Genomic DNA, 12,710 nt, shown 5'->3' on the forward strand with positions numbered 1-12,710 from the left:
GTATATCATACTGAAATGACACAGATTTCTAAACACTACCAGAAAATTAGAAAAAGTCTATTGAGTTACGGCCACTTTCAGCATCTTTGCTTTTAGGTGCATCGGAGTTCTCTTTCTTTGTGGTCGTCGGCTTATTTCTAGCCGGCTTGGCTTTTGACGCCTTTTGCTTCGGTTTAGGCGCATTTATTGCTGCCACTACCGACGTCACCTCAGTTTCAGGTGCTTCAATCACTGGTTGGTCACACAATACAACGTAGTACTCTTGGTTAAATTCAAGAAAATCCCCATTGTACATTTTACGTCGTTTTCGAGTTTCAAGTTCTCCATTGACCGCCACATAACCATCGCTAATCAGGAATTTTGCTTGCCCGCCACCATCCACTAGGTTAGCAATCTTTAACACCTTATAAAGCTCAATAGGTTGCGTTGAAACTTCAATACCAATCGCCTCTATTTCAATTTCTTCGTTTTCTAATGTGTCTTTATCGTTAATCATTACGTTTTTCTTATCACGAATTTTCACGCAGTGTAATGCTAAATGCACAAATTAGGAACCACAGTTAAATACTTCAACTGAACTTATAAGCCCACAGTTTTGTCATACACACATCACTCAGGTTACCTTGTCACCATTTTCTGAATGCGTTCCGCTCGCTGTTCATCGCTTTCTTGACTTGGTGGTGGCACAGTAAGCCCCTTAATCACTGCAGGGCGTTGCGCGATTTCCGCCAACCAACGTTGTAGGTGCTCAAGCCCGTCAATATTAATGCCACTCCATTCGTAAATTCTCACCCATGGCCATGTTGCGATATCGGCGATGGTGTATTCATCACCCGCAAGATAACGGTGATGCTCTAATTGGCTATCCATGACTTCAAATAGACGTCGCCCTTCTTTTTGGTAACGATCAATGGCAGGTTGTATTTTTTCTGGAAAGTAACGAAAGAAAACATTAGCTTGTCCCATCATCGGCCCTACGCCTCCCATTTGAAACATTAACCATTGGATCACTTGAGAGCGGGCTTTCGGATCTACGGGCAGAAATTTTCCCGTTTTTTCTGCCAAGTAAAGCAAAATTGCCCCAGATTCAAATACTGGAAAATCATCGTTATCTTTATCTACAATTGCGGGAATACGTCCATTCGGATTGATGGCCGTAAACTCAGGCTCTTTTTGCTGATTGGTTGAAAGATCAAAAGCGTTGGCCTTGTATGGCAGCCCCATTTCTTCTAATGCAATGGAGATTTTCTGGCCATTCGGCGTTGCGGCGGTATACAGTTCAATCATTCTTAGGCTCCTCGGTGAAATGATGGACGTTGCTCAACGGATTTAAACCAGCGAGCAATATTTGAGTAATCCTTTAATACTGTAAGCTCTAATGCATTTTCTGCAAACTCAATAAAAATATAGGCCGTGATGTCTACAATAGTGAATGCATCGGTTGCAAGATATTCTGATTCGGATAGGCGTTCATCTAGGATTGGCAGAAATGCACCAACACGATTTCGACTTTCGTACCCCCATTCAACAATGCAATTTTCTCGGTCTTTATAGATACCTGAAATATTTCGAAATGCTTGGAATCCTGCATAAAGCCCTTGAAATTCAACCACTCGGTGCCACATCTCAACTTTAGCTTGTTCTAGAGCTGTTTGGCCGAAGAGAAAATGCTTATGGTTAACTAAATGATCGAAATAGCGGCAAATAGCAATACTCTCGCAAAGAGTGGTGCCATCATCTAATTCCAATACGGGAATCTTCCCAGTAATACTTTTCGACTGAAATTCATCAGAAAGATTCTCACCATCCCTTACATTGATAACCTGGCGAGGGATATCAATGCCTATTTCTTTCAAAAATATGTTAACCCGACGACAGCTAGGCGTTGCAGCCAATTCATACAATTTCATCTTAATTTCCTTTCAATGCTTTTTCAGAACGATCGTTCAGGTTAAACTTTAAGTGTTTTATAAACGATCAGTCAACAATTTTTGTAGAGAAACTTAATTATGGCTCGTAAAAGTAATTTCGATAGAGAGGAAAAACTGATTGTGGCAATGGATCTGTTTTGGAAAAAAGGGTACTCCAATACCGCCATTTCCGATCTAATTGATACGCTGAAAATTAACCGTTTTAGCCTTTATAATGCGTATGGTGATAAAAAAACGCTCTATTACGAAGCATTGGATAAATATCTGGTATCAGTGCCACTCCCTCGCCTTGCTGAACTTAACCAAACGAACTCAGCGTTTGAAGAATTGACTGCTTTTCTTAAAGAATTTGCAAAATTGCAAAAGACAAGTTCATCGGGATGCTTCATGCAAAACGCCCTGATTGAACACGCAGGGCAAGATGAGTATGTGTTAGCAAAAGGCCAACAACTTTTTGACCAGTTACTAGCCGTTATTAGTCACGCACTACGAAACGCCCAGGAGCAAAAACAAATTGGTACATTGCTGGATGCAAATCAATTAGCAAAACTGGTACTGGTCCAGATGCAAGGAATTCGTGTAATGGGAAAAGCTAAGCGTTATGACGACATTAATGCTGCCTTAGAATCGTTATTGATATTGCTTAAGGGAAATGCTCCATGATAAAAGTGACAGTGTCTCGCTTAATAAAAGGCCACGACTTAAAGCAATCTATTGCCGCGTTGATAAAGCAAGAGAATATACAAGCAGGTAACATCGCTTCTTGTGTCGGGTGCCTATCTGAAATGCGCATCCGCCTCGCTGATGGCTCTTCAGATCTACACCTTGTTGATGCATTTGAAATTGTCTCTTTGATTGGCACGCTAACCGCATCTCATCAACACTTGCACATTGCGGTTGCAGATAAAACAGGCAAAGTGATCGGTGGTCATCTTTTGGATGGTTGTTTTGTCAATACTACCGCAGAGCTGATTTTACATTCCTACCCTAACTTAGTGTTTGAGCGAGAATTTGATAATCAAACGGGCTACAGTGAGCTGGTGGCACCTTGTTAAAATCCCTTTAATGGTAAAAGTGAATGCGCATATACTAGTCTACATTCTGTAAAATGTGGTGAAGCGTGTTTTTTATTCACCCATTTCTCCCCAATAACGATAGGCAATTCGACGTTGAGCAATTTCCATCTGTGAGCTATCTCTCACATCTGTTCTTTTTGTAATAACTCTGTATAATTCGCCGCCTATTTAACCATTGTTTATGTTCTGTTGATTTGGCGTCTGCACATCACTGATTCGCTAAACTGAATACCTAGGAAAACTCTCTTGATCTCTACCGCAAATATCACCATGCAATTTGGCGCTGAGCCTTTATTTGAAAACATTTCTGCAAAATTCGGTAACGGCAATCGCTACGGTTTGATTGGCGCTAACGGCTGTGGTAAATCGACGTTCATGAAGATCTTGAGTGGCGCGTTAACTCCCAGCTCAGGCAACGTTTCCATTACACCAGGGCTAAAATTGGGTGTGCTGAGCCAAGATCAGTTTGCTTTCGAACAATACACAGTAATTGATGCCGTGATTATGGGTGACCGTAAACTATGGGAGATCAAGCAAGAGCGTGACCGCATTTATTCATTAGCCGAGATGAGCGAAGCCGACGGCATGAAAGTCGCCGAGCTTGAAAGCGAATACGCTGAAATGGATGGTTACACCGCCGAAAGTCGCGCGGGTGATATTTTGTTAAAAGCGGGTATTGAGGAATCGTTTCATTTTGGTTTGATGCAGCAAGTGGCTCCTGGTTGGAAACTGCGCGTTTTGTTGGCGCAAGCCTTGTTTGCCAACCCAGATATTTTGCTGCTCGATGAGCCAACCAACAACTTAGACATCCACACCATTGGTTGGTTGGCTGAAGAACTTAATCAGCGTAAATGCACCATGATTATTATTTCCCATGACCGTCACTTTTTGAACTCAGTGTGTACCCATATGGCTGATATTGATTACGGTGAACTGCGTATTTATCCGGGTAATTATGAGTTTTTTCTTGAAGCGTCAAGCTTGATTCGAGAGCAGTTACTCTCTGGCAACGCGAAAAAAGCGGCCGAGATCAACGAACTGCAAGACTTCGTTAACCGCTTTGGTGCCAATGCTTCAAAAGCAAAACAAGCTAGCTCACGCGCAAAAAAAATGGACAAGATCAAGCTTGATGAAGTGAAATCCTCAAGCCGCATCAGTCCTTCGATTGATTTTGGTGAAGGTAAGAAACTGCATCGCCTTGCACTTGAACTACAAAATCTCGGCCACGCTTTTGACGATGAACAGCTCTTCAACGGTGGTAATCTGCTGCTTGAGGCGGGCTCGCGTTTGGCGGTAATTGGTGAAAACGGCGTCGGTAAAACGACCTTTCTACGCTGCTTAGTCAAAGAGCTTCAGGCCAACCAAGGTGTGGTGAAATGGTCTGAGAATGCCTCAATTGGCTATTGCCCTCAAGACAGTACTGTCGATTTTGATAACGATCTGACTATCTTTGATTGGATCTCGCAGTGGCGCACCGTAAAACATGATGATTTGATGGTGCGTGCCATTCTTGGCCGACTACTCTTTACAGCTGATGATGTGAATAAGAAAGCAAGAAACTGCTCGGGTGGTGAGAAGAACCGTCTGCTATTTGGCAAACTAATGATGCAAGATATCAACGTGCTGATCATGGACGAGCCAACCAACCACATGGATATGGAAGCGATTGAGGCGCTCAATAACGCGCTAAAGTCCTACACGGGGACACTGATTTTTGTTAGCCACGATCGCGAGTTTGTCTCTTCGCTGGCCACTTCGATCATTGATGTGAAAAACAAACAGTTGGTCTACTTCCAAGGAACGTACGATGAATACTTGGCTCATCAACAGAAGTTGTTAGCTGCGGCGTAATCAAACCAACGTCATAATTCTTGATACTTGTTGCCGCCAGAAATGACGGCAACAACGGATAATTTAGATTCTGCTGTTTACTCTTAGCTTATTTTATCGGCCACTGACAAGCCGCCTACTTGTAACTCCAAGTCGTTTGGGTATCACTGTGATTTGTTATAACTCTGGTTTAACCCAAACATTGCTAAAATCAAACCAGCCTAACGCGTTGCATTTCGCGTTTTGTAATGCACCACATTGATCTTTGCTTATCCCTAACCAACAGTGGAACATCGGGATAACTTGCTGTTTTTCTATCAAAGACTTGCCAATCTCTTTGGCCGGAAATATGGCATTTGGATCGGCGCGCCATTCATCCACTAACTGACACCAATACGAAAAATCTTCAGCGCGGCTTAAATGCTCGATATCACTGTAATCAAGTAACCATCCTGCTAACGCATCTTCTCTGTGGTTGGCAATTCCCATCGGTTTGACCCAAACATCGACAGCATCGGTGTCTTCAACCGTCAAATCATATTTAACAAGCTCCACCGAAATCCCATCTTCTTTTAACAGCTGTTGTATTGTTTTCACTAAGCTTGGAAACATAGGATGTTGAGCATGATATGCAATGGTGATCGAACGCTCACCCGGCGGTGTAGCGGCAACATCTCCCGATGACTGATGATACCAGCCCGGTTTCAAACCATAAGCAGGTAACACCCCCAATTCGACCACTTTGTCTTCTGGTAATTGACGAAATAGGTTGAGAGTACTGAGTTTATTAGTGAGGTAGCGAGCCCAATTTTCATCAGCGGCAACACCATTTTTTCGATTGAGTAACAAATAAGTACAGCCGGGATCAAGATCCACGTCTTCTGTGAATGAACCTCGCTTTGTTTTTATCGGATGCGATAAGCTAGGAAAAACCATCGAAGAATGTACTTCGTCAATCACCCACACTTCGACCCGGTCAAGCAAAGGCCTAAATCCAAAATATCCATCAAACGCTTGCAAAACTAAGCGTTTTTCATCATTTAAAATGACTTTATAAGGGCCAGTACCAATCGGCATTAAATCAAAATTATCACTACGATTGGACTCTGGTAGTAAAATCTTGGCACATGACTCAGATAAAAGAAGCGGTAAGCGGCTATCCGCTTTTTGTAAAAAGATATCGATAACCCAGTTGGAGGGCGAGCTGATCCTATCAAGATGAGAGAATAAATTCAGAAATCGCAGTTCCCACAAACTTTGGATAACACCGTCGGTGGTAAGCAAATCACCATTGTGGAAACGAACCCCTGGGCGAAGATAAAAACGCCAATGTGTTGCTGTCACCGATTCCCATGTATGTGCGAGATCTGGCTGCAGCTGTTCATACTCATCTAGCCGCGTTAATCCACTAAAAATTTGCATTACGATATGTTGCTCAGATCGACGCATGGATTTTAGCGGGTTTAGCATTGAAAGCGGGCGATAATAAGGCAACCGTATGACTTGCAGACCTTCTTGATGCTGAACACCAAGATAGCTTTGGATCACTTGCGTCAGTTTCGCAGCATCTTGATCCAGTACTGAAAATGCATGGCCAATTTTACCTTCATCCAAGTATCGACGCGCAAGGTTTTCACTGACATCACTGCGACTACGTTTAAAAATGAGATCGGATAATTTTCCACGCCCCGCCGCAGGACGCCATTCTATCCAGCCTTCATCCTCCATTTTATTTAGAACAATACGCGCATTACGGCGTGTGCAGAAAAGGATCTCGGTGATCTCTTCTAGCTGGACACCAACATCTTGGCCGTTAAAGTGCTCAAATAAGGATTCAAATTGAACGCGAAGTCGTGGGCTACTCATAAAGAGGAAATCTCAGTTTATAAAAAACAGAGATAGTTTCCTCATTTTATATTGGTTATGCAATAGTCTTAATCACTGTTTAAAGAATATTACAGCCGAGTTGTTGAGAAAGTTGCTGAATTTGCTCTTCGTTGTCCAACTTAATCGACCATTTACTTTCTGAGCAATTTACAGAGATGACATTCGCCCCTCTCCCAATGAGCTGAACAGCATCGGCTTGGGCTTGTAGCGTGATGGCGAGATCACCCAATACTCGTACCACTAATTCATGGGGTGTTACGATGATTTTTCCACCTGAAAATTCAATCACCATTTTATAAATCAACCTTGATAGCTTGAGAACGGTTACGAATTTTTTGTACTGCGACCGTCAAACGGCTGGTGCACACCAAACGTTCGCGCTCATCAGTGATATTGATTTGCCATACTTGCGTTGAAATACCAAGATGGATAGGTGTCGCTGTTCCTATAACTATCCCCTCTCGCATGGCGCGAACATGATTAGCATTAATGTCTAACCCTACACAATAGTGTTCTTGATCCACACTGAAATTCGCGGCAACTGAACCTAGGGTTTCCGCAAGTACCACCGAGGCGCCACCATGCAGCATACCAAGCGGCTGATGGGTAAAGTGACAAACAGGCATGGTCGCAGACAAAGAGTGATCAGTATAATCGGTATAAATAATATTGAGATGCTCTATCAAGGTGTTTTTGGAGGTGGCGTTTAATGTTATTAAATCGATAGGCTTCTTCCAAATATCCATGCTTTTTTGTCTCATTCATCGTAAAAGAGATTCATTCTATACTTAAAAGGTAACAACTTGCAGCGAGTAATCAGTCAGTTCCAGCGATTGAGATCCTGCCAACTAAACATTTTCGAGACAGATCCGATCGCTCATAAATATTAACTGCAGTGTTGTCATTAGCCGTTTATCGGTGCTAAGAAGCCTCTTCATACAAAGATGTCATTTAAGCGCTTAAAGATGAGCACAAAAAGTGCTCTGATACATGGCTTACAGGTGCCAACGTACCGACTCAAGTACCTAAAATGCGTAATGGCAGTTGTAGCAGCTCATCCCCTGTCGTTGCAAAACCCCAAATAATAGCGATAAGCGCAGCCACTAAACTGACATACCAAAGTGAAGCTACAATTTGTCCATATCGATTCAGAGGTAGCAAATGACTTTGATGACGCTGCTTCCATTCCATCACAATTTCAATGCTGCCCATAATCAATAAAAAGCCGAACAGGGTTAATCCAAGCCAATAGCTCAAAATGACACCAGCGATCGCCGCAAGAGCACACAACGCAATCCCCAAAGTGCTGTTCATAGAAAAGCTGATGCTTTTTAACACGTGACCACCATCAAGCGGCAATATAGGCAATAGATTGAAGAGATTGAGAAAGGCATTAAAAACAGCAAGGCCGGCAAAAAATATCTCTCCCGTTATCCAATAAACGACAACCAGTACAACCGAGAGAAGCAAACCAAAAAATGGCCCCATAATTGAGATCACTACATCTTGCCAACGTGTATTGATTTTTTCATCACTTAATGCCAAGCCACCAAGAAATGGAATGAGATAAATGCCTTTAGTCTTCATACCAAAATACTTCATCGCTTTGATATGGCCAAATTCATGGAACACCAAACAGGCAATAAGCGCCATAGCAAACTGGAAGGAAAATAACCACGAATAGGCTGCGATACTTGCTGACGCCAGAACAACTTTAATCAGCTTGGCACTTTTCAGTGCTTTCATACCAAGTGAGACTAGACCAATAAGGCTAAAACGTCGCTCCGGTTTTGGCGGGCTATATGGTGTTTGTTTTTCAATGTCTTTTTCTGAACGCTCGCCCTGCGTGACAATGTCACCATTAACTAATGCTTGATAACGAAGTTTAAAAGGTTGCCAACTCAGCTCGACATTTAGTTCACATTGGATCGGCGTTTCACCACTTAACAACTGAAATCTATGGGTCGTTGTCGCCTCGATATTCCCTGTCGCATCGCATTGCGCGACCAGTTGATTATCCCAATAGAGTTGCTGCCAGCCTGACATTGAACCTTCGAGACGAAGTGATTTTCCTAAAAATGGAGCGGAAAGGAGTTCCACAGTGATACCTACATACAAACATAAAAACGGCGTTCATTATGCCTTTGGGCAATAACAGCGTAAAGCACGATGCCCATTTTCTTACTATTGAAGATGACTTAGTTCAATTCCCTCACGAATACCAAGCTTTTTGCCATCTCCCCTTTTAATTCCAGTCGTAACGTGGATAATACGCGCTTACATATTTTTACAAGGTGGGTACTATGTCTACTGAAGCAACTTTACTTGAACGCAGCCAATCAAAATGTGAGCTTTGTTCATCAGAATCTCCATTTGTGGTAGCGCCACACACTATGGTTACTGTTGACCATGCCGTTATGTTGTGTGATGTCTGCAAAGGCCAAATTGAGAACCCAGAAACAGTAGATGTGAACCATTGGCGTTGTTTGAACGACAGCATGTGGAGCCAAGAGCAACCCGTTCAAGTACTGGCGTGGCGTCAACTTAAGCGCCTTGCGGCCACTGAAGGTTGGGCTCAAGACCTACTTGATATGATGTATCTTGAAGAAGAAGCTGCAAAATGGGCTGAAATTGGTATGGATGATGATGCAGAAAAGCCTCGTGATGTGAATGGCGTAGAACTGAAAAAAGGCGACGACGTAACCATCATTAAAGATCTCCCTATCAAAGGCTCAAGCCAAGTCATTAAACAGGGTACTGTGGTTCGCGGTATCAGTTTAAGCGACGATCCTAAGTTGATCTCTGGTAAAGCTAATGGCCAATCGATGTATATCATTGCTGAATACTGTCGCAAAAAATAATAGCCATTGACGAATAAAATAAAGGCGCAACTTAGTTTGCGCCTTTGTTTTTCGGAAACCGTTGTTTTCATGAGCAGTGAAACTAGTAAATTTTAAATACAAAAAAGCCGACTATTTAATCCGTCGGCTTTTACATCTCTACACATTGAATTAACGGTATAAACCGATATCTTTCTGCATGTGACCAGACAAATTATTCGCGTAGTAGCTGCGAGGTTCGCTGTGGTCGACAAACAGAATATCAACTAAATGTGCAATCAATCCTTTGAAGTTAACCGCGTAGGTTTTTTTATCCATAGAGGTAGGTGCTGTAATCGTACCCATATTCATTGCTTGTGCCATGATAGCCTCTCTGTTAATTCGGTAACTTACTTTGTTGAAATGAATTCTAGGTGATATTTTTTTGGTTAAAAAATGACAAATTTTCCACATTCAAATTAGTTATTCTAATGAAACAACCCCATAACAATGCATACTTTTATTATCCACGATAATCGACTACTTATTCACATTAAGTTTGATTTGGTGAATTTAAATCGCAATGAAAAACAAAAACACCGGTTATTTACAAAATTTTCACATTAATGTTTTGGCTCTTCTCCGCTTAGGTGAGCTTGATATTTGGGTAAAAAGTTGAGTGTGTATCGGGAACCGATGTTTGTCTGATCTTCAATTTGAAATAGTCTGTATCTCTCACCCCTCTTGCCCTTCGTCTGAGTAAGCCAATCGAGACATTACCTGCTTCTACCCGAGCGTTAGTCAGTTTGTATTTTCCGTAGTTACAAATACCCACTTTTCTTTCCAATAAAGCATCGGCAAAATTAATTAAGGAAAGTATTCTGGTCGATTTGGCAAGACGACACCAAGCTTCTAGAGCTGCCACCATTGTTTCGTAATCGGGTTCATCCCATATGGCTTGTAGCTGCTCTTTGAGCATGTAAACAACGCACAAAGTCTTGTTGCTCTCAAGTAAGTCATCAAGTCTGTCAGACTGCCTATCATCCAATTTGTGAGCGTTTTTCAGTAGGAGGAAGAGCGTTCCTTTCAACATTTTTTTTTCGTCGTGAGAGCCATTTCTAAAAGCTTTTGCTCTCTCTTTTTTGATTAAGATGCAGTAGTTCTGCATGACATGAAATCGGTCAAAAACAATATCAGCATTGGGAAGCATTTTCCTGACCGCCGACTGGTAAGACTGGCCCATATCCATTGATACTGCTTTGATTCCTGATTTGGTTTCTTCTGATAGTTGCTCAAAGAAGGAGATCAGAACTTCTGCTTTTCGGCCATGTTCAACCCAAATTAAATGCCCAGAGACGAGGTCATAAACAACCGTCATATAATCGTGTCTCTTGGCTCTGGCAACTTCATCGACGCCAATATGAACCAAGTTATTCAGTTTCTCGGGGTCTAATGCTGGTAGGCTTGAACGCAAGTATTCCCTATCGATATTTTTTACTGTTTCCCAGCGGATTCCTAAATGTTGAGAGACGGCATGTATGCTCATATGGCGACATAACCCACTGATGAACTTGCAAAAGCGAGCGGTATAACGACCACCTTTAGCCACATATTCAGTCTCTTCGATCAACCGTCGTCCTTCTTTGTCTCTAGTTTTAGCCAGCTCAACCTCAATCGTACAAGGTCGCCCACTCACAGGTAAATCTTGAAGACGTCTTTTAACGTAGTGATCGACGGTGCAGGAAGTCCCTGATATTGGCTCTTTGACTTTATACCTACGATCTCGACGACAGCGAACGAGTACGCCTTGGGACATTTCTTCTATTGAACAAGATTCAACACACTGGCCTTTAAAGCTAAATAACGAGGAAGACAAAGACGACAAAATAGACTACTGACTTATTTTTAAAATAAGCATTATAAATCATGTGATTATGATGAATGAGCCTGTGCATACAGACTCATGAAAGCGGAGAAGAGCCATGTTTTTATCGTTGGTTAGATAAAGGATAAATAAAGGAGAGAGGTAAGTATTGTCAAACACTTACCTCTGTTTACTTATATTATGACTTATGAGTAGCAGGTAATGGACTTCTCTGCTTATAGACAGAAGCCAACACCGCAATAATCATAGTGACTAACAGTACGCCCAGTGAGACTGGTGTCGGAATTTCCCACGCAGAACCGACTAGCATCATCTTAATACCAATGAAGATCATGATGAAGGAAAGCGCTGGTTTTAGGTAAATAAACTTATCCATCATCCCTTGCAACACAAAGTACAAAGATCGCAAACCAAGTAACGCAAACACGTTCGCTGCTAACACTAAAAAGGGTTCGCGGGTCACGGCAAAAATAGCCGGTATTGAATCTAATGCGAACATGACATCCATAAAAGCAATCACGCCAATCACAATCATCATTGGAGTCACAAACCATTGCTTATTGCGGCTCACAACCAAAGCATTCCCTTCGTAATGATCCGTCACATTGAACCAACGTCGAATCAGCTTCTCCGGCATTGGGTTTAGCTGTTCATCGCCTTTCTCACGCGCAAGTTGAATACCGGTCCACATAAGAAATAATGCAAACACATAAAGTAACCAATGATATTGTTCAAGCAGCTGCGCACCAATCACAATCATCACCGCTCGTAAACACAAAGCGCCGATCACTCCCCACAATAGAGCCCGCGGGCGTAAATGCTCAGGGACTGCGTATTGATGAAAAATAATCGCAAAGACGAATAAGTTATCAACACTTAACGATTTTTCTAACAAGTAGCCAGTAATAAACGAGATCGTCGCCTTTTCGGCACTGTATGAACTGGTTGGTGCGTAACTATCCCAAAAGAAATAGATACTCGCGGCGAATGCAAACGCCAGCATAAACCAAATCACGCTCCAAACGGCCGCTTTAGTGATCGTGACTTTACCGCCACGGGTTTGCCAAATATCGATAACAACAAGAAATAGAGTCAGAATTGCAAAGCTGAGATAGGTTGTTGGGGTCATATATCCTCCAAAGGCGGAAGGATAAGATGGGATTAACCGATCGAAACCTTCCGCAAACAAAAACCGCTGTTCATAATGAACAGAGCTGAATGCGTTGGTCTCGTCGAAATAAGCATTCCGTTTTTAACAGAAGGCTATTTATACTTACCGGAT

At 42.3% G+C, this 12,710-nt stretch carries 14 protein-coding genes; 4 read left to right on the forward strand and 10 right to left on the reverse strand.

The annotated features are described in order from the left end of the window. Positions 1-46 precede the first annotated feature (46 nt). From N5E84_RS18980 to N5E84_RS18990, 3 genes are all read right to left on the reverse strand, one after another. Positions 47-496: an RNA-binding S4 domain-containing protein gene (locus N5E84_RS18980; protein WP_010318258.1), complete on the reverse strand. Its 450-nt coding sequence runs from the start codon at positions 494-496 to the stop codon at positions 47-49. 122 nt (positions 497-618) lie between these two features. Beyond that, on the reverse strand, positions 619-1,287 hold the full coding sequence (locus N5E84_RS18985) for a glutathione S-transferase family protein (protein ID WP_019283377.1): 669 nt from the start codon (positions 1,285-1,287) through the stop codon (positions 619-621). A 2-nt stretch (positions 1,288-1,289) separates the two neighbouring features. Continuing rightward, positions 1,290-1,910, reverse strand: coding sequence for a glutathione S-transferase (locus N5E84_RS18990; RefSeq protein ID WP_013867810.1), 621 nt, complete (start codon positions 1,908-1,910; stop codon positions 1,290-1,292). 99 nt (positions 1,911-2,009) lie between these two features. On the opposite strand from N5E84_RS18990, the gene N5E84_RS18995 reads away from it, so the two are divergent. From N5E84_RS18995 to N5E84_RS19005, 3 genes are all read left to right on the forward strand, one after another. Further along, positions 2,010-2,594 carry a TetR/AcrR family transcriptional regulator gene (locus N5E84_RS18995; RefSeq protein WP_013867811.1) on the forward strand — a complete coding sequence of 195 codons (585 nt, stop codon included), beginning with the start codon at positions 2,010-2,012 and terminating at the stop codon, positions 2,592-2,594. Continuing rightward, entirely contained in the window at positions 2,591-2,986 is a 396-nt protein-coding gene (locus N5E84_RS19000; protein ID WP_019283376.1) for a PPC domain-containing DNA-binding protein, read from the forward strand. Before N5E84_RS18995 ends, N5E84_RS19000 begins: the two co-directional genes overlap by 4 nt. A gap of 267 nt (positions 2,987-3,253) precedes the next feature. After that, the gene (locus tag N5E84_RS19005; protein ID WP_019283375.1) at positions 3,254-4,858 is read left to right on the forward strand and encodes an ABC-F family ATPase; all 1,605 of its coding nucleotides are present in this window, start codon (positions 3,254-3,256) and stop codon (positions 4,856-4,858) included. 156 nt (positions 4,859-5,014) lie between these two features. On the opposite strand, the gene N5E84_RS19010 is transcribed toward N5E84_RS19005, so the two are convergent. The 4 genes from N5E84_RS19010 to N5E84_RS19025 all read right to left on the reverse strand — a co-directional run bounded on the left by N5E84_RS19010 (position 5,015) and on the right by N5E84_RS19025 (position 8,824). Then, complete coding sequence (locus N5E84_RS19010; RefSeq protein WP_010320751.1) at positions 5,015-6,703, reverse strand: SgrR family transcriptional regulator; 1,689 nt, start codon at positions 6,701-6,703, stop codon at positions 5,015-5,017. A gap of 79 nt (positions 6,704-6,782) precedes the next feature. After that, positions 6,783-7,016 (reverse strand): DUF3389 domain-containing protein, encoded by a 234-nt coding sequence (locus tag N5E84_RS19015; RefSeq protein ID WP_010320752.1) that lies wholly within the window; start codon positions 7,014-7,016, stop codon positions 6,783-6,785. A gap of 1 nt (position 7,017) precedes the next feature. Further along, the gene (locus tag N5E84_RS19020) at positions 7,018-7,470 is read right to left on the reverse strand and encodes a hotdog fold thioesterase (RefSeq protein WP_029388466.1); all 453 of its coding nucleotides are present in this window, start codon (positions 7,468-7,470) and stop codon (positions 7,018-7,020) included. A 271-nt stretch (positions 7,471-7,741) separates the two neighbouring features. Next, the gene (locus N5E84_RS19025) at positions 7,742-8,824 is read right to left on the reverse strand and encodes a site-2 protease family protein (RefSeq protein WP_026028966.1); all 1,083 of its coding nucleotides are present in this window, start codon (positions 8,822-8,824) and stop codon (positions 7,742-7,744) included. Positions 8,825-9,027: 203 nt separating this feature from the next. Here N5E84_RS19025 and N5E84_RS19030 point away from each other — a divergent pair, with 203 nt between their 5' ends. Next, positions 9,028-9,585: a PhnA domain-containing protein gene (locus N5E84_RS19030; RefSeq protein ID WP_029388465.1), complete on the forward strand. Its 558-nt coding sequence runs from the start codon at positions 9,028-9,030 to the stop codon at positions 9,583-9,585. 150 nt (positions 9,586-9,735) lie between these two features. On the opposite strand, the gene N5E84_RS19035 is transcribed toward N5E84_RS19030, so the two are convergent. From N5E84_RS19035 to N5E84_RS19045, 3 genes are all read right to left on the reverse strand, one after another. Beyond that, positions 9,736-9,927 (reverse strand): hypothetical protein, encoded by a 192-nt coding sequence (locus N5E84_RS19035; RefSeq protein WP_017042819.1) that lies wholly within the window; start codon positions 9,925-9,927, stop codon positions 9,736-9,738. A 262-nt stretch (positions 9,928-10,189) separates the two neighbouring features. Beyond that, positions 10,190-11,359, reverse strand: coding sequence for an ISL3-like element ISVa10 family transposase (locus N5E84_RS19040; RefSeq protein WP_076611988.1), 1,170 nt, complete (start codon positions 11,357-11,359; stop codon positions 10,190-10,192). A gap of 247 nt (positions 11,360-11,606) precedes the next feature. Continuing rightward, the gene (locus N5E84_RS19045) at positions 11,607-12,557 is read right to left on the reverse strand and encodes a TerC/Alx family metal homeostasis membrane protein (protein WP_170900230.1); all 951 of its coding nucleotides are present in this window, start codon (positions 12,555-12,557) and stop codon (positions 11,607-11,609) included. Between the last annotated feature and the right edge of the window lie 153 nt (positions 12,558-12,710).

It is taken from the genome of Vibrio sp. J502 (assembly GCF_025397955.1).
GTDB lineage: Bacteria > Pseudomonadota > Gammaproteobacteria > Enterobacterales > Vibrionaceae > Vibrio > Vibrio anguillarum.